The following is a 23854-nucleotide window of genomic DNA, read 5'->3' as shown; positions in this document are numbered from 1 at the left end:
CGTTTGCGCCAGACCGGGCGCCTCGGTCGGCCCCACCGGGCCCACGCCACCGCACCACAGGACGGATCTGCCGGCTCCCCGGGCCGACGCGGTGCCGCCCCATGCCCCCGCGCACGCCCTTTCTTCGCAGACCTCGCGCCGGTTCCGGCAGCGCCGCCGGTGCCGCCGGCCGAAGACCCCGGCCCGCCCTCGCCCCGTACGTCCCCGCATGCGGGGGCTGACGCCTCTCACGCATGCACCACAAGGGGGTTCAGCAAGTGATCATCGTTCCGTACGCGCAGGGCGCGGCCAGTCCCAGCCGGATCGCTTCCGCGTCCGAACGCTTCGGCGGAGTCGTCTTCGTCGTCGACGCCGCCGTACCACAACCCCCCGCCGTCCTGTCGGTACTGGAGCGGTTCGGGATGGTCGTCCACGGCGACCCCGAGGACCCGGAACTTTCGGCCCGGTTGGAGCCGTACGCGCCCGTCGGCGTCGTCACGTTCGTCGACGCCCTGCTGCCGCTGGCGACGCGCATCGGTGCGCACTTCGGCCTGCGCACCCACGACGCCTCCGTCTGCTCCCTGCTCACCAGCAAGTACCTGCAGCGGCTCCGGCTCAACGGCGAGGGCGTCGGACACGTCGACACCACCGCCTTCACCTACGGGGGCGAGCTGCCCGCGAGCCTCGCCGAGGCCGTCTACCCGGCGGTCCTCAAGCCCGACTCCGGGGCGTCCAGCCGTGACACCCTCTTCCTCGACAGCCATGCCGACCTGCTCGCCCACACGCCCGAACTGGTCTCCGGACAGCCCTACGTCCTGGAAGAGGCCATCATCGGCACCGGCGAGTCCCCGGCCGGGGAGTGGCTCGCCGACTACGTGTCCGTCGAGAACGCCCTCGTCGACGGCGAGCTCGTCTGCGTGGGCGTCTCGGGCAAGCTCCCGATGGCGCCGCCCGTCCGCGAACGCGGCGCCGTCTTTCCCCTCGTGCTGGGCGACGCCGTCGACGCCGAGGTCCGCGACCTGTCCGCCAGGGCGGTCCGCGCGCTCGGCATCACCACCGGCCTCACCCACACCGAGATCAAGCTGACCCCCAAGGGCGCGCAGGTCATCGAGGTCAACGGACGGCTCGGCGGCGCCTTCGAAGCCCTCATGCCCCAGGCCGGCGTCACCGACCCGGTGGCCCTTGCCGTCGAGATCGCCGCCGGCGCGACCCCGGCACGGGTACGGGAACTGATCCGGCCCGCCGAGAAGGTCACCCTGGTCCACTGGGCCCAGCCGCCCATGTCCGCCACTGCCGTCGACACCCTCACCGGAATGCCGGAACTGCGGCGCATGGACGGGGTGTTCGCCGCCGGCCGGGTCCTCGCCCCCGGATCCCCCGTCGACTGGCGGCGCGGCTCGATCGGCCGGGTCGTCGACGTCTGGCTGGAAGCGGCCGACCTCGACGAGCTGGCCACCCGACTCGCCGCCGCCGAGCGGCACCTCGATCACCACATCACCTGGAGGAACGCGTGACCACCCATGCCCCCGACGCCTCGGCCGAGGACCTTGTCACCGAGGCAGTCCGGCGCGCCTGGACCGACGTGCTCGGCGAAGAGCCCGAGTCCGAGGAGATCAGCTTCTTCGACGCCGGTGGCGACTCCCTGGCCGCCGTGGAGCTCATCGAGCACCTCCAGGAGCAGCTCGGCCGCTCGCCCCGCATCCAGGACGTCTACCGCTCCCCGAGCCTCGCCGGACTCACCACCGCCCTGCTCATCGACGAGAGCGCCGTGCCGGCCGCACACCACACCACCGGGCGCACGGTCGTGCGCTTCCGCGACGCCGACGGCGGCCGTCTGTGGGTCTTCCTGCCACCGCTCTCCGGAGCGGTGACCCGCTACGGGCGGATGACCCGGCTCCTCCCGCTGGCCGACGCCGTCTGGGCCTGCGAAACCCCGGCCTCCCTGTCCCGCCAGGGCATGCGGGCCGTCGCCGACGGTCTCGCCGAAGCGCTGATCGCCGAGGGCCTCACCGGCTTCGACGAGATCGTGCTCGGTGGCTACTCGCTCGGCGGGGTCTTCGCCCACGAGGTGGCCGGCGCGCTGGCCGCCCGGATCGGGCACGAGAAGGTCTCCGCGCTGCTCATCGACCCGCCGTCCCCCGAAGACCCCTCGCTGACGCTGTCCCACGAGGAGACCTTCGACATCTTCGTCCGGGTCGGCTGGCGCATCACCGCCCGGGAACCGGCCGCCTTCCTCGACGCCGACGGCACCATGGACTTCGCGGGCATCGCCGCCGCCGCGGCCGAGGCCGCCACGCTGCCCAAGAACGCCGGCGCCGACGAGGTCGAGGCGGCCTGGCAGGTGTACGCCGCCAACGCCGAGATCCTCACCGGCTACGCCCCCGGCCGGCACCCCGACGACCGCCGCGCCCTGCTCCGTACGCCGCGCAAGGGCGAGTCCCTCGCGCTGGCCGCCGGCGAGGACTGGACGGCCTGCGCGCCCCATGCGGTCTGGGCCGATGTCCCGGACCCCGAGCGGTGCTGGGCCGTACCGCTGGAGCACTTCCAGCTGCTGGAGCCGCCGAACGACGTCACCATCGCCCGCTGGCTCGTCCGGACGGCCGACCTGATCGCCGACGGACGGAGGGCGGGCTAGATGGCCGAGGCCACGACCGTCGCCGAGCCCCCTCCGGCGCCCGAGCCGCCCCGCGGCGGCCTGCGGCTGCCCAGTTGGGTCACCGAGCTGGGCCGGCCCGGCGCCCGGCGCCTGCTGGCCTGGCAGGCGCTGATCGACTCCTCGGGCAACGGCATCGCCCTCGGCCTGCTGACCCTCTACCTGATCGGCCCCGCCGGGCTGACCACGTCGGAGGTCGCCGCGTGCCTGTCCGCCGCGGCCGTCGCGGGGCTGCTCGCCACGCTGCCGGCCCGCCGGCTGATGCCGCGCATCGGAGCCCGCCGCTACGCCATCATCTCCAGCCTGGTGCGCGGCGCGCTGATCGCCGTACTGCCGTTCACCTCCGGCGTCGTCCCCGTCTTCGTCCTCATGGTGCTGAACGGCGCGGCGGAGGCCGGGCGTTACGCCATGTACCAGGTCATCATCGTCGACGTGGTGCCGGAGAAGGACCGCGGCGAGGTCCTCGGCATCCGTCGCGCGATCGGCAACCTCGGCTTCACCGTGGCTGCCGGCCTTGCCACGCTCGCCATCGCCGGCGGCAGCCGCGGGGCCTTCCAAGTGGCCTTCCTCTTCGACGCGTTCACCTTCGTCGCCGCCGCCCTGATGGTCGCCCGGATCAAGACGAGCCCCCCGTCCGCGGCCGAACCCGGCACCAGGCCCCGGGGCTTCTTCCAGGACCGGCGGTACCTGACGCTGACCGCGCTGCGGAGCGTCTGCGGCGTCCTCGCCACCTCGGTGTTCACCGTCGGCCTGCCCCTGTGGGTGACCACCAAGACCGACGCCCCGGCCTGGCTCGCCGGCATCCTGCTCGGACTCAACACGCTGCTCGTCGTCCTCTTCCAGGTCGGCATCTCCGCCCGGGTCGTCGGCCTCGTCTCGGCACGGCGCTTCCTGCTCCTCGGCAGCGCGCTGACCAGCGCCGGCATGGTGGGCTTCGCCGTCGCCTCCCACGTCGGCGCGGTGACCGCGGCGATCCTGCTGCTCGTCGGCACCGTGCTCGCCGTCTTCGGCGAGATGACCGACACCGCGAGCTGGTGGGTGATCTCCATCGACCTGGCGCCCGCCGACCGCCGCGCCGAGTACTTGACGACCTTCGACATCTCCACCCCGGCGACGGAGATCATCGGCCCGACCTCCATGGTCCTGGTGGTTGCGCTCGGCAGCACCGGGTGGCTGGCCTTCGGCGCTCTGGTGCTGATCGCCTGCGTGTGGTCGGCGCTGCTGCTGCCCCGGGAAACCCCTACCGGGAAGGACTCGGCACCATCATGACCACGCTCTACGAGGCGTTCCGAGACAGCGCCCACCGTCATCCCGACGCGACGGCGCTGGAGGTCGACGAACACGTCCTGACCTACGCCGAGCTCACCGACCTCGTCGACCGGCTCGCCGGCCGGCTCGCGGTCGCCCCCGGCACCCGGGTCGGCCTGGTCGCCACCCGCAGCCTCGCGGCGTACGCGGGCTACCTGGCGATCCTGCGGTGCGGCGCGACCGTGGTCCCGCTGAACCCGACCTTCCCCCGGCAGCGCATCGAGTCCATCGCCACCCAGGCGAACCTCGGGCTGTTCCTCATCGACGGCGGGCTCGACGAGGCCGTCGTCGCCGCGATGACCGCGTCCGCGGAGCGGCTCTCGGCCCGGGCGCTCGTCGAGACCGACGCCACGGTCACGGGGCCCGCCACCGAACCGGAACCGGGCCCGTACGCCGGCGGCGGCGACGACATCGCGTACGTCCTCTTCACCTCCGGTTCCACCGGCCGGCCCAAGGGCGTGCCGATCCGCAACCGCAACGCCGAGGCGTACGTCCGCCACCACGTGGCCCGGCACGAGAGCGCGCCCGGCTGCCGCTACTCGCAGACCTTCGACCTGACCTTCGACCCGTCGGTCTTCGACATGTTCATCTGCTGGGGCGGCGGCGCGGCCCTGGTCGTGCCCAACGCCTCCGAGCTGCTGGACCCGGCGGCCTTCGTCAGCGCCCGGGCCATTACCCACTGGTTCTGCGTGCCCTACATCGTCACCCTGGCGAACCGCCTCGGACTGCTGCCGCCCGGCTCCATGCCCACCTTGCGGCGCAGCCTGTTCGGAGGCGAGGCACTCACCCTGGAGCAGGCCGCGATCTGGGCCGACGCCGCCCCGAACAGCACGATCGAGAACATGTACGGGCCGACCGAGGCGGTCGTCACCATCACGACCTACGTGCTGCCGCCCCAGCGATCGGACTGGCCGGCGACGGCCAACGGCACCGTGCCCATCGGGGCACTGCACCCGGATCTCGAATACCTGCTCCTGGACGACGAGTTGTGCGTACGAGGTCCCCAGAGGTTCGACGGCTACCTCGACCCGGCCGACGACGAGGGCCGGTTCCACCCGAAGGAGGGCCCGGCGCCGGTCCCCGAGGACTGGTACCGCACCGGTGACCTGGTGGCCCTCCAGGACGGGGTCTTCGTCCACCGGGGCCGCATCGACCAGCAGGTCAAGTTCCGCGGCTACCGCATCGAACTCCCCGAGATCGAGGCGAAGCTGCGCGCGGTGCCGGGGGTCACCGAGGCGGTCGTCCTGCACCAGCCCGGCGCCAACGGCGGCCGGCTGATCGCCGTCCACACCGGCGAGCAGCGCCCCACCTCGGAGCTGACGAAGCTGCTGCGCGAGGAGCTGGCCCCGTACATGGTGCCGAGCCGCTTCGTGCACGTGGACGCCCTGCCGACCAACGCGAACGGCAAGATCGACCGTCGCAGTCTCATGGAGGAGTTCGCCGTCGGCAACCGGGTCCGGGCGGCACGCTAGGAGTCGGCCTCCGGACGGAAGTCGGCTCCGGCCCCGGCCGCCAGCAGGGTGAGGATCCCGGCGAGTTGGGCGCGTACGGCCTCGTCGGCGACGGTGCCGTCCGCGCCCACCGTCCCGCGGTCCACGGTGATCCGCGCGCACGCCGCGTCCCGGATGTCGGCGCCGGTGTAGCCGAGGACCGTCCGCAAGGTGGCCTCCGCGCCCTCGCCGCGGCCCGGGGCCGCCGCGTTCACCCAGGCGACGGGCTTGTCGCAGATCTCGGTGCCGCCGACGGTCCAGTCGAGCAGGTTCTTGAAGGAGCCCGGCAGGGTGCCGGCGTACTCCGGGGTGCAGATCAGCACCCCGGCCGCCCCGGCGATCGCCGCGCGCAGCCCGGCCACCGGACCCGGCAGCGGTTCGGCGTCGTCGTCGGGGTTGAAGTGCGGGAGGTCCGCCAGCCCTTCGTAGAAGACCGTCCGCACCCCGGAAGGGGCCGCCGCTCGCGCGGTGCGCAGGACGGTCTCGTTGGAGGAGCCGGCCCGCAGGCTTCCCGACAGCAAGAGGATCACAGGGAGCGCAGTCATGTGCCCCAATGTAGTGATCCGCGACGGGAGGGAGCCGCCGGGGTCAGCCGAAGCGGCCCTGGACGTAGTCCGAGGTGCGCGGGTCGGCGGGGGCCCCGGACATGGTCCGTGAGGCGACCACCTCGGGGGTACTCGGTGTTGGAGGTGAACCACGGGGAGGCCGCGAACTCCTCGTAGCTCTCCGTGCCGAAGGCCTTGCGGCACACGACCGTCAGGTCGTAGCGGCCTTCGAGGGTGGTGGAGCCCGCCTGGTTCGCGCAGTCCCGCATGGTCATCGTCAGCGGGATGCCTTTGCGGACCAAGGACACGTCCTTGGCTGTACTTCGCGCAGGGCCCAGGCGGTCATTTGTGGTCGCGCATGAAGGCAGGGATCTCGTCGCGGGTCGGGTAGTTCGGCAGGGGTGCCGGCTTGTCCTGAAGGAACGCAGTGATGACGGCAGCGGCTCGGTCGTTGTTGTCGTCGAGGCCGTTCCACATGTGGTGTCCGACTCCGGGCATGTACTGCGTGCGCTGGATGGCGGGGTCATGGGCGAGGATGGCGGTCGCCCATTGACGGACCTGGGAGGAGCATGCGGCGATCATCAGCATCGCGGGGGTCCGGGACTGCCTCAGTAGCGGTGCGACGGAGGGCGAGTCCTTGACCGTCTGCTGGACGCGGAGGCTGGCGGCAGGGCTGAAGGAGAAGTTCTGTGCGGTGTCCTCGCTGGGGATGCGGTGCGCGTCGCCCGCGCAGTAGGCGGATGCGGTGTCGCTGCCGAGGTCCGCGGCGGTGAAGGCGTTGGCGCCTTCGGCCTGTCCGATCAGTCCGGTGTCGGGGCTGAGGAGTCCGAGTCGCATGAAGCCGAAAGCCACGGCGTACCGGGGGACGTGCGTCGATCGCGGTCCGGTCGGGTTGGGGGCGAGGCCTCGTGCGGATGCCCGGCCCTTGTGCCCGGTGATGTGTGCGGTGGGGCCGTCCATGGGCCCGGGCTCGGCGATGACCGCCCGGTGCAGGCGTGTGGCGACGCCCGGGTCGGCCAGGGCTCGGGTGAGCACGACTCCGCCCCCGGAGAATCCGAGGATGTCGACCTTGCCCTTGTCCAGGCGGTCGACGAAGGCGGCGAGGTCACGGACCGCCCTGGAGATCGTGTACTGGTCCATGGGGAGCAGGTCGCTTCGTCCGCCGCCGGCCTGTTCGTAGGCGTAGACGTCGTAGCCCTGGCGTGCCAGGAGTTGCAGAAAGGTGTGGTCTTGCACCGAGATGCCGCGGATGGGGCCCCCGTGGAGGTACACGAACGGGACGGGATGCCGGGGGCCGGGGTTCGCGGGCGGGTAGTGATAGACCGCGACCCGGCTGCCCGTGTCCAGGTTCCAGTGCTGAGTGGACACGAACGGCAGCGCGGGCGGATACCGCCGGGCCGTCGGTGCGGTCGGGATGCAGACCGCCGCCGTCAACGCCGCCGCGACGACCACCGGCAGGAACGGCACGAGCCGCGCCGGCCAGGTGCGGTGCCGCCCCCTCCACAGCGCGAGGACGGTCCCGGTCCCGAGGGTCGTCAACCACGCGGCGAGCCCCGAACCCGCCCCGTCCGTGAGTGCGATCAGTGCGAGGAAGACGACGACCAGCGCCGCAACGGCGGCCAGGGTTAACAGGAGGCGTCCGGTGAAGCGGACGAGACGTATGACGGACGTGGGCACGGCGGGCCTCCGACAGTTTCAGAACGCTGTTTCAAAACGACGTTATCAGAGGGGGTAGGCTGCTGACCGTGGGTAGGCCCAGAACAAACGACGAGGCCGTCAAAGAGCGGCTCGTGGAGTGCGCGACCGAGATGCTCGCCACCCGTCCGCGGGAGTCCGTCACGGTCCGCGCCGTGGCCACTGCCGCCGAGGCGTCGACGACGGCGGTGTACTCCTTGTTCGGCGGTAAGGACGGGCTGATCCGTGCGGTGCGCGACAGAGCCGTCGCCGGCCTGTTCCAGGACCTGTCGGCGGTGCAGACCTCCGCGGACCCTCTCGCCGACCTCTACGCACTGGCCGTCGCCTACCGTCGTTGGGGGCGCGGACACAGCCACCTCTACACGGTGCTGTTCGGTGGTGTGCAGTCCTTCGACCCGTCGGGAGAGGCCGGTGCCGGTGACCCGATCCGCCCGCTGCTCGCGGCGATCGATCGCGCCTTGACGGCGTCCGTCCTCGCCGGCGAAGCAACGTCGATCGCCCTGTCGATCTGGGCCGCCCTGCACGGGCTCGTGACTCTCGAACTCGCCGGGGCCCTCGACGCCACCACGGCCGAGGCCGCTTTCCGCTCGACGATTCACGCCACGCTGCGCGGATGGACGACCCCGGAGGTGTTCCGCAGTCTTCGCCAAGCCGAACTCGCCCGGTGACCGGATCCCTCGGCCTGTAGACCCCACAGGGGCCGCCCCGAAACCGGCTCGGCCCGCCGGAGCCGTTTGGCCGAAACCCCACCGATACGCGGCTCCCCGGCGCCCGCCCGCCGCCGGCCCGAACGCCCACCCGCCGCCGGCCCGGACGTCCGTCCGTCAGCCAGTCAGTCACCGCCCGGACGTCCGTCAGTCACCGCCCGAACGCCCGTCAGCCGTGCATCCGGGCCCCCTTGAGCACCTTGTCCACGGAGTTGCGCGCCCCGTGAACGGCGATCCCCACCAGGTCGAGCCGCTCCCTGCCCACCGCCGCCACGGCCGCGCGGTTGGCCCGGTCGTGGCCCGTGCCGAACAGGTCCGCCGTGAACACCGCCGTCGCCAGCCCGCGCCGCACCGCCCGCTCGTGCGCCGCCGTCACCGTCTCCTTCCCGCCCTCGAAGACCAGTACGGGCTGGCGGAACATCGGCAGGTAGGGGGTTCCGTCGGCGTCCTCGTACGGCTCGCCGACCACCTCGGGACAGGCCGTACCGAGCCCGCTGACGAGGAACGCGGTGACGTTCAGCCGCTGCCAGGTCTCCAGGTCGTCGCGCAGCAGCACCGCGATCTTGGTGTCGAACCGCACGGGTGCGTCCTGCCCGTCCATCTCGCCGGCCTTCTCGCCGGTCTTCTCGCCGGTCTTTTCGTCGCTCATGCACCGAGACTGCCGGGAGTCCCCGCGCACGGTCTTGTACGTTCTTTGCGTGCAGCCCCAGCAGGAGGTTTCGGCCTGGCGTCCGCGGGTCGCGGGTGTCGTCGAGGTCTTCCACGCCCGCTTCACCGCGCACGCTTACCCCATGCACGTCCACGACGCCTGGACCCTGCTGATCGTCGACGACGGCGCCGTCCGCTACGACCTGGACCGCCACCGGCGCGGCACCCCGGGCGACACCGTGAGCCTGCTCCCGCCGCAGGTCCCGCACAACGGCTCGGCGGCGACCCCGCACGGGTTCCGCAAGCGCGTGGTCTACCTCGACACCACCGTGCTGGACGCGCGCTTCACCGGCGCCGCCGTGGACGGTCCCGACCTCGCCGATCCCGTCCTGCGCCGGCGCGTCGGGCAGCTCCACCGGGTCCTGGCAGCCCCCGGCGACGAGTTCGAGGCGGAGAGCCGGCTGGCCCTGATCGGCGAACGGCTGCGCACCCTGCTCCGGCCCCGCCTCGAACTCCCCCGCGCCCGGGCCGCATCGCCCGGCACCGGCGCCGGCCTCGCGCGGAGCCTGCGCGAGCTCCTCGACGAGCGGGCGGCCGCCGGCCTGTCACTCGAGGAGGCGGCCGGTCTGCTCCAGGCCCATCCCGCCCACCTGGTGCGCGCGTTCAGCGCCGCCTTCGGGATCGCCCCGCACCAGTACCTCGTCGCGCGCCGGGTCTCCCTGGCCCGCCGGCTGCTCCTCGACGGCCGCCCGGCGGCCGAGGTGGCGGCCGAGGCGGGGTTCTACGACCAGTCCCACTTCACCCGGCACTTCAAGCGTGTCGTGGGCACCACCCCGGGGCGCTACACCCGGTCCTCCGCATCCCGCTGACGCCGGGCCTACGGGCGAGTAGGGTGACGATCCATCAGGTCATCTGACCCGGACCCTTGACTCTGTACCCGGCAGTAGCGATTCTCGACCCAATGCTTGCGCGGGACATGACAAACAGGTGCCAGGGCGGCCACGCCTCGGGTGGACCGTGTCCTCGACCGCGCCCTCCGCCGACCGAGGACGTGAGAGTGGCCATGACCCCAGAACCACGAAGGCAACGACGAGAACCACACCCCCGCAGTCGGCGCAAGCCGTTCGCGATCCTGTCCCTGCTGCTCGGCCTGCTCGCCATGGCGCTCGGCCCCGTACCGGGAGCGGCGGCCGACAACGGCTGGTGGAACCCCACCGCACGGCCCGGGCCCGACTCCCAGATCAACGTGACCGGCGAGCCCTTCAAGGGCACCGACGCCCAGGGCAACGTCCGGGGCTTCGTCGACGCGCACGACCACATCATGTCCAACGAGGGCTTCGGCGGCCGCCTGATCTGCGGAAAGCCGTTCTCGGACGCCGGTATCGCCGACGCGCTCAAGGACTGTCCCGAGCACTACCCCGACGGCAGCCTCGCGATCTTCGACTTCATCACCAAGGGCGGCGACGGCAAGCACGACCCCGACGGCTGGCCCACCTTCAAGGACTGGCCCGCTCACGACTCGCTGACCCACCAGCAGAACTACTACGCCTGGATCGAGCGCGCCTGGCGCGGCGGCCAGCGCGTCCTCGTCAACGACCTCGTCACCAACGGGGTGATCTGCTCGGTCTACTTCTTCAAGGACCGCAGCTGCGACGAGATGACCGCCATTCGCCTCGAGGCGAAGAAGACCTACGACATGCAGGCCTACGTCGACAAGATGTACGGCGGCGCGGGCAAGGGCTGGTTCCGCATCGTCACCGACTCCGACCAGGCCCGCGAGGTGATCAAGCAGGGCAAGCTGGCCGTGGTCCTCGGTGTCGAGACCTCCGAGCCCTTCGGCTGCAAGCAGATCCTGGACATCGCGCAGTGCAGCAAGCAGGACATCGACCGCGGCCTCGACGAGCTGTACAACCTCGGCGTGCGCAGCATGTTCCTGTGCCACAAGTTCGACAACGCCCTGTGCGGGGTCCGCTTCGACGAGGGCGCGCTGGGAACGGCCATCAACGTCGGGCAGTTCCTGTCGACCGGCACCTTCTGGAAGACGGAAGCGTGCACCGGCCCGCAGCACGACAACCCCATCGGCCTGGCCCCGGCGGCGGCCGCCGAGAAGCAGTTGCCGGCGGGCGTGAGCGTGCCCTCGTACGCCTCCGGCGCCCAGTGCAACACCCGCGGCCTCACCGACCTCGGTGACTACGCGGTGCGCGGCATGATGAAGCGCAAGATGATGCTCGAACTCGACCACATGAGCGTGAAGGCGGCCGGCCAGGCCTTCGACATCATGGAGACCGAGAACTACCCGGGCGTGATCTCCTCGCACAGCTGGATGGACCTCGGCTGGATGGAGCGGCTCTACAAGCTCGGCGGTTTCGCCGCCGCGTACATGGGCGGCTCCGAAGGCTTCAGCGCCGAGGCCAAGCGGACCGACGCGCTGCGCGAGAAGTACAACGTCGGCTACGGCTACGGCACCGACATGAACGGCGTCGGCGGCTGGCCCGGCCCGCGCGGGGCGAACACGCCGAACCCGGTCACGTACCCCTTCCGGAGCACCGACGGCGGCTCGGTCATCGACAAGCAGACCACCGGCCAGCGCACGTGGGACCTCAACACCGACGGCGCCTCGCACTACGGCCTGGTGCCCGACTGGATCGAGGACATCCGGCTGGTCGGCGGGCAGGGCGTGGTGGACGACCTGTTCAAGGGCGCCGAGTCCTACCTGCGCACCTGGGGCTACTCGGAGCAGCACAAGGCCGGCGTGAACCTCGCCGCGGGCCGGCCCGCCTCCGCGAGCACGTCCGAGTGGTGGAACCCCTTCGTCAGCTTCGCTCCCGGCCTCGCCTTCGACGGCAGCCGGAGCACCCGCTGGGCGAGCGAGTGGAGCAACGACCAGTGGCTGCAGGTCGACCTCGGGTCCGAGCACCTGGTCAAGCGGGTCACCCTGGACTGGGAGGCGTCGTACGGTCGTTCGTACCGCATCGAGGTCTCCGCGAACGGGACGGACTGGACGACGGCCTGGTCCACGGCCGAGGGTGACGGCGGCGTGGACACGGCGAGGTTCGCCGGGGTCCCGGCCCGGTACGTACGCGTCCACGGAGCGGGACGCGGTACCCAGTGGGGTTACTCCCTGTACGAAGTCGGCGTATACAGCAGCTGACGGCGTCGAGCGGGGTGTCCGGGGGCCGGTGAGCCCGCGGACACCCCGCTCGGGGCGCACCGGAGCGAAGGGGAACCCGTACATGGCACGGATGCCGTTGACCGACCGGCGCAGGCAGCTGACGGAGGCGGCGATCCGCGCGATGACCCGCGACGGGGTGTCCAGGACCACGACCCGGTCCATCGCCGCCGAGGCGGGCGTCTCCCTGAGCGTCTTCCACTACTGCTTCGACTCCAAGCAGGCGCTGCTGGAGTCGGTCATCGAGACGATCACCGCGCACTACGTCACCCTCGTGAAGGCCGCGATCGTGCCGAGGCCGACGCTCCGCGAGACCATCCGGGCCGGCTTCCAGGCGTACTGGGACCACGTGGTGGCCAGTCCGGGCGCGCACATGCTCACCTACGAGCTCACCCAGTACGCGCTGCGCCAGCCGGAGTTCGGGCACCTGGCGCGCAAACAGTACGAGTCCTACTGCGATACGTACGCCGAGCTGCTCGAAGAGCTGCGCCGGATCACGCCGTTCGAGCTGAGCGTGCCGGTGGCCGTGCTGGCCCGCTACCTGGCGGCCATGACGGACGGGGTGACCCTGAACTTCCTGGTCCTCGGCGATGAGAAGGCCGCCGCCGAGATCCTGGACATGGTCACCGATCACGTGACCGGTCTCGCCGTCCAGACGAACTGACCCGACCTCAGACAGCCACCCGGAAACCGATGTTGGACGTGGAGCTGTCGGGGGTGTTGGAGCTGCGGGCCGCGACCCGGTAGCGGTTGCAGTACGAGTCGTGGCAGAGGAAGGAACCTCCGCGCATGGCGCGGGAGGGATGGCCCGGGGCGAACGGGTCGGAGCACCACTCCCAGACGTTGCCCACCGCGTTGTACAGGCCGTGGCCGTTGGGGCGGTACGACTTCACGGGGACGGTGCCGAGGCGGGGTCCGGTGTGCAGGGTGGGGAAGTCGCCCTGCCAGATGTTCAGCATCGTCCGTCCGCCCGGCGCGAGTTCGTCGCCCCAGGGGTAGCGGCGCTGCTCCAGGCCGCCGCGGGCCGCGTACTCCCACTCGGCCTCGGTGGGCAGCCTGGTCCCGGACCAGGCGCAGTAGGCCGCCGCGTCGTTCCACGAAACGTGCACGACGGGGTGGTTCTGCCGGGTGGCGATGGAGGAGCCGGGCCCCTCGGGCCGCTTCCAGCTCGCCCCGGACACCGCTCGCCACCACGGGACCCCTTCCACGGCCGGTGCGGTGTCGGCGAGTTCCGCCGCGAGCAGGCCGGCGAAGACGAAGGAGAAGCCGAAGTCCTCGGCTTCCGTGACGTGCCCGGTGGCCTTGACGAAGGTGGCGTACTGGGCGTTCGTCACCGTGGTCGGCGAGATCCGGAAGGGGGCCACCTCCGCCTCCCTGACGGGGCCCTCCCCGTCCGCCGGGAATCCGTCCGCCGCCTCGGTACCCATGAGGAACCGGCCCCCGGGCAGGTCGAGCAGACCGCGTACGGGCCGGGGCGCGGGGACCGCGGGCGCCGCGAGCAGGGTGAGGGCACCGGCCGGGGCGACGTGGCCCGGGGTGCAGCAGGAGGGGTACGAAGAGGACACAGCGGCTCCGGTGAACGTGCGGGATGGACGCGGTCCGGCCGGGCGCGGGGCGGCGCGCCCGGCCGGAGGCCGTAGGACTGGGTGGCCCTGCGGCTAGCCGACCCGGTCGGCGGCGAGCTGGGCGGCCAGGGCCGGGATGCCCAGGTTCCGTTCCTGCGTCGGGGTGGCCTGGTACAGCTTGTTGACCAGCTGGTGCGGGTCGGCGGCGAGGTCGTAGTACTCGCGGAACGTGACCTCTCCGGTGCCGGACACCGTGCCGTTGGCATCGGTGTGCAGCTTGTAGTACTCCACGTACTGCTTGTCCTTGGCGACGTAGGAGGACCAGGTGCGGTGGTCGGCACCGGTGCCCTGCTTCCACCATTCGACGAGCAGATGGTCGCGGCTGTGGGTGCCCAGCAGCGAGACCCCGTCCTGCGGGGTGTTCGGGGTGATTCCGGCGGCGTCGAGGATGGTGGGCGCGATGTCGATGTTGGCGACGATGCGGTTGTCCACCGTGCCGGCGCCGAGGCCTCCGGCGGGCCAGGAGAGGTAGAACGGCACCTCGTGGGCAGGGCTGTAGGGCACCGACTTGGCGGTCCAGCCGTGGTCGGCCCAGCCGAAGCCGTTGTCACCGATGTAGATCACGAGGGTGTTGTCGAGCTGACCGGTGGCCGCGAGCTTGTCCTTGAAGGCCTGGACCGCGTCGTCGACCGACAGGAGCGTGCGCAGCTGCTCGGCGCGGATCCGCCGGCCGTCGGCGAGGGTGCCGGTGGCGTCCTGGATGTAGGGCGGCTTGTCGCTGCGGTCGGCCTCGGTGACGGAGGGGCGCCCGTTCCACTCGGGTACGGGGGTGCCCGCGTACTTGGGCTCGGGGGTGCGGGGCCCGTGCGAGGCGTACGGGGTGACGTAGGCGAACCACGGCCGGGTGTCGGTGGCCGCCCTGTCCACGAAACCGAGCGTCCGGTTCTTGATGATGTTCGTGGTGTAGCCGTTGATCGTCTGGACGGCTCCGTTGACGTTCCACTTGGCGTCGACGTATCCGGGCTGGAGCAGCGCGAATTCCTCGAAATGCGGCGGCGCGTCCGCGATGTTCCAGGAATTGAGGTATTTACCGAAGAGGCCCGTGCGATATCCAGCCTGCTTCAGATATCTCTGGACGGTGGTGTTCTGGTCCAGCACGGCCGAGGAGGCGTTGTTGCGGACCCCGTGGTTGTGGGCGTAGCGGCCGGAGAACACCGAGGAGCGGGAGGGCGAGCACAGGGGGGTGGTGACGTGCCCGTGGTTGAACTTCACACCCTGGCCGGCGAGCCAGCCTATGGTCTTCTGGAGCGCCCATTCGGTCTGTTTGGGCTGGTCGTCGGTGACGATCAGGAGGATGTTCGGGCGGGCCGCGGATGCCGCCGCGGGGGCCGCGGCCGCCTGGGCGATCGCGGGCACGGTGGCGGCGGCCGCGGCCGCCGCGGTGCCGGCGAGGAATCCTCTGCGACTGACCTGCGTACGGGCTCTCTTACTCATGGGTATTTCCTCCTGCTCTCCGAAGGGGCCCCCTACCGCACCAATGGTGTGGCGGTCACTGCCATGCGGAGAGCGTAAATCGAGGGGAATACACATTCCATGTACGGAGTATGAAATGACGTCAGTCCAGGGCCGGATGGGCTTCCGGATGCTCGTCCCACCAGGTGCGGTGGAAGGCGTTGTTGTCCACATTGGCCAGGTACGCGTAGACCGCCGACCGGTAGAAGAGCTCCGCCTGGCGGGCCGAGACCGTCGAGCGGTTCCAGGCGAGCCGGATGCGCCCGGTCACCGGGGACCCGATCAGCGGGCGCATGACCGTGCCCGCGACGGCGGGTGCGGTGGGCTGGCTAAGGGAGATGGCGCGGCCCGCGGAGATCAGGTCGTACTGCATCATGCGGTCGGTGATCCGGTAGCGCGGCGCGGGGACGAAGCCCGCCTTGGCGCAGGCCTCGACCAGCGCCTCGGGTCCGCCGTCGTCGTCCTCCACCAGGGTCATCCACTGCTCGTCCGCGAGGTCGGCGAGGTCGAGGGCCTCCAGCCGGGCCAGCGGGTGGCGGGCTGACATGCGGATGCAGAAGGGCTCCTTGGACACCAGGGTGCGGGCGGTCACTCCCGCGGGCAGCGGCACCTCGTGGTCGTTCACCTCGCCGTACACGATGACGTCGTAGCGGCCCGCGCCGAGCATCCGTACCAGGGCGGTCACCGAGTCCTCGATGTCCACGGTGATCTCCCGGCCGGACAGGACCAGGTCCTGCCGGGCGATCAGTCCGTCGATCAGCACCAGCAGGATGCAGCCCAGGCGCAGTGGGGCGTCTGCCGTCCGGGCCCGCGCCTCGGAGCCGAGGGCGTCCATCTCGCTGAGCACCCGGCGGGCCTTCGCCAGGACGAACTGGCCGAGCGGGGTGGGTTCGACCCCGAGCCGGCCCCGGACGAAGAGTTCGCCGCCGGTGACCCGCTCGATCCGGCGCAGCTGGGCGGAGAGCGCCGGCTGGGAGACCCCGAGGATCCGCGCCGCGCCCCCCAGGCTTCCGGTCTCCGCTATCTGGCAGACGGCTTGCAGATGTCTCAACTCCAGCTGCATCCGGGCAGCTTACGCAGCGCCATCCGCCGCCGCCATAACGCCGGTCTTATGCCCGCAGGGATGTCCCGATCTCGTCATGGACACGCCCATACTCGGCCGCGAACAGCCAGACCGCCTTCCCGCCTTTCCCCGCCTTCGCCTCACCTCCCCGTTCCATCCCCCCCACACGATCGGAGTGGACTCTTGCAGCCCACCAGATGGATGGCCGCCCTCACGGCCATGGTGCTGACCACGGGCCTCGCCGGCACGCTGGCCACCACCGCCACCGCCTCGCAGAACGCGGATCCCCTCCCGCCCACCGCTGCCGAACGGGCGGTCGCCGCGGCCGACGCGGCCGTGCGCAGCGGGCTCGACAGCCTGGTCAACTCCCCGCAGCAGCAGTACGACCGGCGCCTGGTCACCCCCTGGGTCAAGGACCTCTACTCCGTCGCGTACGAGCGCAGCTACCGCGGCCTGCCGGTCGTCGGCGGCGACGCGGTCGTCCTCGCCGACGGGCAGGGCCGGGTGCGCGCCCTCCAGTCGGCCTCCGCCACCGTGATCGACGTGTCCACCACGGCGACGGTCACGGCCCGGGCCGCCGAGGCGCTCTCGCGCGGCCGGCAGGTCAAGACCGACAAGGTGGAGAGCAGCCGGCTCGTCGTCAAGATCAAGGACGACAAGCCGGTGCTGGCCTGGGAGACCGTCCTGATCGGCCGTACCGCCAAGGCGCCCAGCAAGCTCCACGTGTTCGTGGACGCCCGCACCGGAAAGTTCGTCGACAGCTTCGACGACGTGGTCGCGGGCAGCGGCAACAGCAAGTGGAACGGCCCGAACCCGCTGACCATCGACACCACGGCCTCGGGTGGCACGTACTCCCTGCGCGACCCGAACCGGACGGGCCTGAGCTGCGCCGACTACAGCAGCGGCACGGTCTTCTCGAAGTCCACCGACTCCTGGGGCACCGGCAACCCGACCTCCAAGGAGACCGGTTGCGTGGACCTGATGTTCGCGGCGCAGAAGCAGTGGGACATGCTGGGCCAGTGGCTCGGCCGCAACGGCGTCAACGGCAGCGGCCGCAGCTTCCCGGCCAAGGTCGGCCTGAACGACGTGAACGCGTACTGGGACGGCAGCACGGTCACCATCGGCCACAACAACGCCAACGAGTGGATCGCCGGCGTGGACGTGGTGGCCCACGAGTACGGGCACGCCATCGACTCCAACACCCCCGGCGGCACCAGCGGCCAGGAGTCCGGGCTCGGCGAGGCCACCGGTGACATCTTCGGCGCGCTGACCGAGGCGTTCATCAACGAGCCCTCCCCGTACGACACTCCGGACTACACCGTCGGCGAGATGATCAACCTCGTGGGCAACGGTCCGATCCGCAACATGTACAACCCGCCGGCCGTCAACAACGACCCGGCCTGCTACAGCTCCGCGATACCGGGCACCGAGGTGCACGCGGCCGCCGGCCCGCTGAACCACTGGTTCTACCTGCTCGCCGAGGGCACCAGCCCGGGCGGCGGCAAGCCGAACAGCAGCACCTGCAACCAGTCCACGCTGACCGGGGTGGGCATCCAGAACGCCGGCAAGATCTTCTACGGCGGCATGCTGCTGAAGACCTCCAGCATGTCCTACAAGAAGTACCGCACGGCGACGCTCAGTTCCGCCAAGTCGCTGGACACCACCTGCGGGCTGTTCACCAAGACCAAGGCCGCCTGGGACGCCATCAGCGTGCCGGCGCAGACCGCGGACCCGACCTGCACCCCGAGCGGCCAGAACAGCGACTTCACGCTGGCGCTGAACCCCTCCTCGGGCACCGTCCAGCAGGGCGCCTCGGCCACCACCACGGTCGCCACCGCCATCTCCACGGGCACGGCCCAGCAGGTGACCCTCACCGCATCCGGCCTGCCCGCCGGGGTCACGGCCTCCTTCAGCCCGGCCACCGTGCAGTCCGGACAGTCCTCGACGCTGACGCTGACCGCCTCCTCCAACGCGGCCCCCGGCTCCTCGACCGTCGTGGTCAAGGGCCAGGGCACCAGCCTCTCGCACACCGTCGACTACGCGCTCACCGTCGGCGGCACCACGCCCAACCCCGGCGCGCCGAACATCGACGTGGCCGCGGTGCAGGCGCACCTGACCCAGTTCAACACGATCGCCTCCCAGAACGGCGGCAACCGCCGTGCGGGCAGCGCCGGTTACACGGCTTCGGTGGCGTACATCAAGGGCAAGCTGCAGGCCGCCGGCTACACGGTGACCGAGCAGAACTGCAGCTCGTGCACCTACCCGTCGAACAACCTGATCGCCGACTGGCCCGGCGGCCCCGCCGACCAGACGATCATGTTCGGCGCGCACCTCGACAGCGTCTCGGCGGGTCCGGGCATCAACGACAACGGCTCGGGCTCCGCGACCCTGCTGGAGAACGCGCTCGTCCTCGCCCAGAAGAACCCGACGATGACCAAGCACGTGCGCTTCGCCTGGTGGACCGACGAGGAGCAGGGCCTCAACGGCTCGAAGTTCTACGTCAACCAGCTCACCAGCACCCAGAAGTCCGCCATCAAGGCCTACTACAACTTCGACATGGTCGGCTCGACCAACGGCGGCTACTTCATCAACAACGTCAACTCCACCGCGGCCGCCCCGCTCAAGGCCTACTGGACCTCCCTGAACCTCGCTCCCGAGGAGAACACCGAGGGCCAGGGCCGCAGTGACGACTACTCCTTCCAGCAGGGCGGCATCCCCACCTCCGGCTACGCGGCCGGCGCCAGCGCCCGCAAGACCTCGGCGCAGGCCACGAAGTGGGGCGGCACCGCGAACGCGGCGTACGACCCCTGCTACCACGCCTCCTGCGACACCACGAACAACATCAGCGCCACGGTCCTGGACCGCAGCGCCGACGGCGTGGCCTACACCGTCTGGAACCAGGCCGTCGGCGGCACCACCCCCGGCCCGGACTTCTCCATCAGCGCCTCCCCGGCCACCGGCAGCGCCGCCCAGGGCGGCACCGCCACCTCCACCATCAACACCGCGACCACCAGCGGCGCCGCCCAGACCGTCGCCCTGTCGGTGACCGGAGCCCCGGCCGGCACCACCGCCTCGCTGAGCCCCACCTCGGTCCAGTCGGGCAGCTCCTCCACGCTCTCCGTCCAGGTCGGCGCGAGCACCGCGCCCGGCACCTACACCCTGACCGTCACCGGCGCGGGCTCGGTCAGCCACACCACCACCTACACCCTGACCGTCACCGGGACCGGCCCCTCCTGCACCCCGCGCCAGCTCGTCGCCAACGGCGGGTTCGAAAGCGGCACCACCCCGTGGACGACCACCACGAACGTCATCACCAACCAGGCCGGCCAGACCCCGCACGGCGGCACGTACAAGGCCTGGCTCAACGGCTACGGCTCGGCCCGCACGGACAGCGCCTCGCAGTCCGTGACCATCCCGACCGGCTGCTCCTCGTACCAGCTCGGCTTCTACTTGCACATCGACACCGCCGAGACCGAGAACACGGTCTACGACACCTTCACGGTCTCGGTGGGCGGCCAGACGCTGACGACCCTGTCCAACGTGAACGCGGCCTCCGGCTACCAGCTCAAGACGTTCAACGTCTCCCAGTTCGCCGGCCAGACGGTCACGCTGAAGTTCCAGGGCCTGGAGGACGCCTCCCTGCAGACCTCCTTCGTCGTGGACGACGTCACCCTCCAGGTGAGCTGACGCCCCCGGCACCCTGAGCACCACCCGGGCGGCACCCGCCCCGGCCCCACGGCCGGAGCGGGTGCCGCCCGCTCGTGCGCGGTGCATGCAGGCCCCGCCGGAGGTCCACCTGGGCCCGCCCCTTCCTGGTGGCCGCCCCCGCCCTCACCGCTTCCTTCGCCGGGCCGCGCACGACCGGGTTCCGGCTGCCCTGAACGGGGACCCGTCCCGTGGACGGGCCCCCGCGATGCCCCGGCGCCGTGGTTCGGCGCCGGGGTTCAGCCGCCGTCGCGGACCGAGACGATGCCGTTGAAGACGCCGACGTAGGCCGTCCCGTCGGGGCCGAGCGTGATCGGGGCCCAGTTGTTGTCGTACAGCGGGCCGGTGCCGGTCAGCTGACGCCAGCGGCGCTCACCGGTGCGGAAGTCGACGGCCGTGAGGTACCAGGCGTCGATCCCCCAGACGTTCGGCTCCTTCTCGTAGAAGTAGAGCAGCCCGTTCGCGGTGGAGAGCTTGGGGACCACGGAGGGCGAGCGGATCGCGCTCTGCCAGACCGTGTCGCAGCCGCTGCCGTCGGCGCGGACGTCGATGCGGCTGACGCCGCCGACGACCGATTTGCCGAGGACCAGCGACGTGACGTTCTCGTAGCCGTAGTTGTTCTCGACGACGATGCTGTTGCCCCAGGTGATCAGGGAGTTGTCGGTGGTGGAGGCGCCCGACCCGAAGACCGGGACCTTGCACACCAGCCGCTGCCCCTCGGGCACGTCCAGGCCCCGCTTGAAGACCAGGACGTTCATCCGGTCGTCGGCGTTGTCGGTGATGGCGACGTAGCCGTTGCCGAAGAGGTCCGGGGTGGTGCCCGAACCCTGGTTGACCGAGCCGGGCTTGGTTCCCGTACCCCGGTCGTAGGTCTGGCGCCACTGCACGACGGGGGTGCCGTCGGCGGAGGCGGTGAAGCTGTAGAGCGCGTGGTCGGTGACGATGGAGACCCCGTCCTCGCCGACCGAGAAGGAGTTCTGGATCTCCTCCCCCGCCAGCCGGACCGAGCGGATCACCGAGGTCACCGGGTCCACGGTGCCGACGCGGCCCTGGCGGGTGACCCACCAGATGAGGCCGTTCCAGTCCGGCATCACCGAGGTGACCGGGTCACAGGTGCCGGTGGGCCACAGGTTGGTCCAGTCGACGCAGTCGTGCGGGACCTGGCCGGTGAGGTCCCAGTCGTTGTCGACCTTGAACTGCCAGACCCCATCGGGATTCCGGACGTGCGAGAGCCTCAGGATGTGCTGGCGGGAGTCGGCCAGCACCGCCCGGTCCTGGTTGTCCAGGTAGAAGTAGGCGCCGCCCGAGGTGTCCTTGAAGATCTTCGAGAAGTCGAGCGAGGTGATCGCCTGGACCGTCGAGGAACGCTGCGGGAGCTGGTACTCCGCGAGCGTGGCGAGCGTACGGGGCTCCAGCAGTTTGACCTTGAAGCCGCCGAAGGTGCCGCACACCGTGACCAGCCGGCCGCCCGAGTCGAAGGTGGCGGTGGCGCATTCGCCGCCGAGGGCGGCGATCTTCTCGCTGGCCACCTTCGGGTTCTTGCCGAGCGGTCCCGACCAGGGCGAGGTGGCGCTGCCCGCCGCGTCGGAGTGCATGCCGCTGCGGCCGTTGGGCGCGAGGAAGGGGTGCTGCGGCGGGGCTTCCCCGGGCAGCGGCGCGGCGGCGGCCGGGGCGCCGTCGTAATGGCTGATCAGGCGGTGGCCAGGGGCCAGGGGTATCTCCTCGGCGGCGGCCGGCGAGACCCCGTACAACACCGCACATGCGGCGAGAGCCGGCGCCACGGCGCAGTTCAGCGCTCTTCGGAACATCCGGACTTCCTCCCTTGTCCTCGGTGGTCCGAGGTTTCTATTGACATTGCGTCTGACATCGCGCCGGGGCCAGACGCTAGATCGCACTGCCTGAGGAGTCCATGGAAGAGCCGGATGATTCACGAAGGCGCAACAGTCGATCATTTGACTGGGCGTCAGGGCTTGAACCCGCTGACCACGTTCGCCGTGGCCGAGACCCCGTTGTGGATGGTCTGCGCGAGACTGCTGCTCGCCAGATAGAAGCCGAGCAGGACGCAGACGAGCGCGTGCGACAGTTTGAGGCCGCCGCCGCGCATGAAGATCCATGCGAGGACGAGGAGCAGGACGAGGACGGAGAGGGAGATCACCATCGGAACACCTCCTTACGCGCCGTCATGGTGGCGCAGCGGGAGGGCCCTTCGGGCCAAACTCGTGTCCGCCAAACGGGTGTTGACGGTCCGTGACCGGCGTTCAGTCCTTGACGATCTCGTCCCAGTGGACCGTTCGCCCGCACCAGCGGCCGAGCAGTACGGGGTCGTGCCCGACCGCCAGCAGGCCCGCGCCGGACTCCGCCCGGTACTCCTCGACCACTCCGACCAGCGCGGCGGTGGTGGACGCGTCGAGCATGGCGGTCATCTCGTCGCACACCAGCCAGCGCGGCCGGAGCACCAAGGCCCGCGCCACACAAGCCCGTTGCAGCTGGCCGTCGCTGACCTCGTGGGGCCGCCGGCCGAGCAGGTCCGTGCCCAGTCCGACCCGGTCAGCCAACTCGGGGACGGTGGAGTCGATTTCGCTACGCCGGCCGGTCGCCCGGAGCGGTTCGGCGACGAGCTCGCGCAGGCTGAGCCGCGGATCCGCCGCCAGCCGGGGCTGTTGGAAGACCATGCCGACGGAGGTGCGCAGGGCGCGCGGCGCGCGGTGCCGGAAGCCGGTCACCGCACGGCCGTCGAAGGCCACGGTTCCGTGCTCGGGCCGGTGCAGCAGTGCGGCGACCCTGGCCAGGGTCGACTTGCCGCAGCCGCTGGGGCCGAGCAGTCCGAGGGATTCGCCGGGGGCGAGGCTCAGGTGGGCACCGCGCACGACGGGGGCCCGGCGGTCGTAGCCGGCGGTGACGGCGGTGAGCTCAAGCATGGTGGCAGGCCACCCCTTCGGTGAGCGGGGGCCGCTCGGCCCGGCAGCGGGAGTCCGCGCGCGGACAGCGGGCGGCGAAGGCGCAGCCGGGCGGGAGCGCGCCGAGCTCGGGCGGGGCGCCCGGGATGGGGGTGAAGGCCCGCTCGGGGAGGGCGTCGAGGAGTCCGCGCGCGTAGGGGTGGCGGGGGCCCGGAGCGCCGAAGAAGGCTTCGGCGGGGGCGGTTTCCACGATGCGGCCCGCGTACATGACGGCCACGGTGTCGGCGATGCGGTGGGCCGCCGCGAGGTCGTGCGTGATCATCAGCAGCGCCCGGCCGGCGTCCCGGGTGTGGGCGCGCAGCTCGTCGACGGTGCGGTGGACCAGGTCCCGGTCGAGGCCGGTGGTCGGCTCGTCGGCGAGCAGCAGGGGCGCGTCGCCGATCAGCGCGAGCGCGGTGGCGGCGCGCTGGGCGAGCCCGCCGGAGAGCTCGTGGGGATGGCGGTCGAGGTGGGTGGCGGGAAAGGCCGCCCGGTGGGCCGCGGCTTCGGCGGCGTCCCGGAGCTCCGCCTTGGCGGCCCCGGTCAGTTCGCGGACCGTCTCCTCCAGGTGGGAGCGGATGGTGCGGACCGGGGTGAGGTGCGCGGCCGGGCTCTGCGGCACCAGTGCGACGCGGCGGCCCCGGATGGACCGGGCCAGGGTGCGCTCGTCGAGGGCGAGCAGGTCGGTGCCGTCGGCGAGCCGGGCCGAGCCGGCGGTCTCGGCGTTGCCGGGGAGCAGTCCGAGCAGGGCGGAGGCGAGCACGGACTTGCCGCAGCCGCTCTCCCCGACGAGGGCGAGGCACTCGCCGGGGGCCAGGGCGAGGGTGGCGTCGGTGACGGCCTCCACGTACCGGCCTGCGCGCATCCGGAACCGCACGG

At 71.3% G+C, this 23854-nt stretch carries 19 protein-coding genes; 9 read left to right on the top strand and 10 right to left on the bottom strand.

The window, feature by feature from the left end:
- The first annotated feature begins 257 nt into the window (after nt 1–257).
- The 4 genes from OHA37_RS33605 to OHA37_RS33590 are packed head-to-tail and all read left to right on the top strand — an operon-like array spanning nt 258 to nt 5412.
- Entirely contained in the window at nt 258–1493 is a 1236-nt protein-coding gene (locus OHA37_RS33605) for an ATP-grasp domain-containing protein (RefSeq protein ID WP_266910921.1), read from the top strand.
- Complete coding sequence (locus tag OHA37_RS33600) at nt 1490–2614, top strand: phosphopantetheine-binding protein (RefSeq protein ID WP_266910919.1); 1125 nt, start codon at nt 1490–1492, stop codon at nt 2612–2614. The genes OHA37_RS33605 and OHA37_RS33600 overlap by 4 nt, the downstream gene beginning before the upstream one ends.
- Nucleotides 2615–3901, top strand: coding sequence for an MFS transporter (locus OHA37_RS33595; RefSeq protein WP_266910917.1), 1287 nt, complete (start codon nt 2615–2617; stop codon nt 3899–3901).
- Nucleotides 3898–5412: an AMP-binding protein gene (locus OHA37_RS33590; RefSeq protein WP_266910915.1), complete on the top strand. Its 1515-nt coding sequence runs from the start codon at nt 3898–3900 to the stop codon at nt 5410–5412. The genes OHA37_RS33595 and OHA37_RS33590 overlap by 4 nt, the downstream gene beginning before the upstream one ends.
- Here the strand turns inward: OHA37_RS33590 and OHA37_RS33585 are convergent.
- Both OHA37_RS33585 and OHA37_RS33580 read right to left on the bottom strand, forming a co-directional pair.
- On the bottom strand, nt 5409–5975 hold the full coding sequence (locus OHA37_RS33585; RefSeq protein WP_266910913.1) for an NADPH-dependent FMN reductase: 567 nt from the start codon (nt 5973–5975) through the stop codon (nt 5409–5411). The genes OHA37_RS33590 and OHA37_RS33585 overlap by 4 nt on opposite strands.
- 342 nt (nt 5976–6317) lie before the next feature.
- Nucleotides 6318–7652 (bottom strand): alpha/beta hydrolase, encoded by a 1335-nt coding sequence (locus tag OHA37_RS33580; RefSeq protein WP_266910911.1) that lies wholly within the window; start codon nt 7650–7652, stop codon nt 6318–6320.
- A 68-nt stretch (nt 7653–7720) separates the two neighbouring features.
- On the opposite strand from OHA37_RS33580, the gene OHA37_RS33575 reads away from it, so the two are divergent.
- Nucleotides 7721–8338, top strand: coding sequence for a TetR/AcrR family transcriptional regulator (locus OHA37_RS33575; RefSeq protein ID WP_266910909.1), 618 nt, complete (start codon nt 7721–7723; stop codon nt 8336–8338).
- A gap of 208 nt (nt 8339–8546) precedes the next feature.
- On the opposite strand, the gene OHA37_RS33570 is transcribed toward OHA37_RS33575, so the two are convergent.
- Entirely contained in the window at nt 8547–8978 is a 432-nt protein-coding gene (locus OHA37_RS33570; protein ID WP_266913321.1) for a DUF2000 domain-containing protein, read from the bottom strand.
- Between the two features lie 46 nt (nt 8979–9024).
- On the opposite strand from OHA37_RS33570, the gene OHA37_RS33565 reads away from it, so the two are divergent.
- The 3 genes from OHA37_RS33565 (at nt 9025) to OHA37_RS33555 (ending at nt 12858) form a co-directional block, all read left to right on the top strand.
- The gene (locus tag OHA37_RS33565; RefSeq protein WP_443046251.1) at nt 9025–9894 is read left to right on the top strand and encodes a helix-turn-helix domain-containing protein; all 870 of its coding nucleotides are present in this window, start codon (nt 9025–9027) and stop codon (nt 9892–9894) included.
- A 290-nt stretch (nt 9895–10184) separates the two neighbouring features.
- Nucleotides 10185–12176: a galactose-binding domain-containing protein gene (locus OHA37_RS33560; RefSeq protein WP_266913320.1), complete on the top strand. Its 1992-nt coding sequence runs from the start codon at nt 10185–10187 to the stop codon at nt 12174–12176.
- An 82-nt stretch (nt 12177–12258) separates the two neighbouring features.
- Nucleotides 12259–12858: a TetR/AcrR family transcriptional regulator gene (locus OHA37_RS33555; RefSeq protein WP_266910905.1), complete on the top strand. Its 600-nt coding sequence runs from the start codon at nt 12259–12261 to the stop codon at nt 12856–12858.
- A 7-nt stretch (nt 12859–12865) separates the two neighbouring features.
- On the opposite strand, the gene OHA37_RS33550 is transcribed toward OHA37_RS33555, so the two are convergent.
- The 3 genes from OHA37_RS33550 to OHA37_RS33540 form a co-directional block, all read right to left on the bottom strand.
- Nucleotides 12866–13759, bottom strand: a complete 894-nt coding sequence (locus OHA37_RS33550; protein WP_443046250.1) for a formylglycine-generating enzyme family protein — start codon at nt 13757–13759, stop codon at nt 12866–12868.
- 93 nt (nt 13760–13852) lie between these two features.
- The gene (locus tag OHA37_RS33545; RefSeq protein WP_266910903.1) at nt 13853–15253 is read right to left on the bottom strand and encodes a sulfatase family protein; all 1401 of its coding nucleotides are present in this window, start codon (nt 15251–15253) and stop codon (nt 13853–13855) included.
- 121 nt (nt 15254–15374) lie between these two features.
- Nucleotides 15375–16334 carry a LysR family transcriptional regulator gene (locus OHA37_RS33540; protein ID WP_266910901.1) on the bottom strand — a complete coding sequence of 320 codons (960 nt, stop codon included), beginning with the start codon at nt 16332–16334 and terminating at the stop codon, nt 15375–15377.
- Between the two features lie 201 nt (nt 16335–16535).
- Here OHA37_RS33540 and OHA37_RS33535 point away from each other — a divergent pair, with 201 nt between their 5' ends.
- Nucleotides 16536–20021, top strand: coding sequence for a M28 family peptidase (locus OHA37_RS33535; protein ID WP_443046344.1), 3486 nt, complete (start codon nt 16536–16538; stop codon nt 20019–20021).
- A 257-nt stretch (nt 20022–20278) separates the two neighbouring features.
- Here OHA37_RS33535 and OHA37_RS33530 read toward each other — a convergent pair whose 3' ends face one another.
- The 4 genes from OHA37_RS33530 to OHA37_RS33515 all read right to left on the bottom strand — a co-directional run bounded on the left by OHA37_RS33530 (nt 20279) and on the right by OHA37_RS33515 (nt 23840).
- Nucleotides 20279–21847 (bottom strand): hypothetical protein, encoded by a 1569-nt coding sequence (locus tag OHA37_RS33530; RefSeq protein ID WP_266910899.1) that lies wholly within the window; start codon nt 21845–21847, stop codon nt 20279–20281.
- Nucleotides 21848–22002: 155 nt separating this feature from the next.
- Nucleotides 22003–22197, bottom strand: coding sequence for a hypothetical protein (locus OHA37_RS33525; RefSeq protein WP_243341740.1), 195 nt, complete (start codon nt 22195–22197; stop codon nt 22003–22005).
- A 100-nt stretch (nt 22198–22297) separates the two neighbouring features.
- Nucleotides 22298–22957 carry an ABC transporter ATP-binding protein gene (locus OHA37_RS33520; RefSeq protein WP_266910896.1) on the bottom strand — a complete coding sequence of 220 codons (660 nt, stop codon included), beginning with the start codon at nt 22955–22957 and terminating at the stop codon, nt 22298–22300.
- Nucleotides 22950–23840 carry an ABC transporter ATP-binding protein gene (locus OHA37_RS33515; protein WP_266913314.1) on the bottom strand — a complete coding sequence of 297 codons (891 nt, stop codon included), beginning with the start codon at nt 23838–23840 and terminating at the stop codon, nt 22950–22952. Before OHA37_RS33515 ends, OHA37_RS33520 begins: the two co-directional genes overlap by 8 nt.
- Nucleotides 23841–23854: the final 14 nt, after the last annotated feature.

The organism is Streptomyces sp. NBC_00335, from assembly GCF_036127095.1.
Taxonomy (GTDB): domain Bacteria; phylum Actinomycetota; class Actinomycetes; order Streptomycetales; family Streptomycetaceae; genus Streptomyces.
Note: the sequence above shows the minus strand (reverse complement) of the source record. Positions and strands in the feature narration are given on the sequence as shown.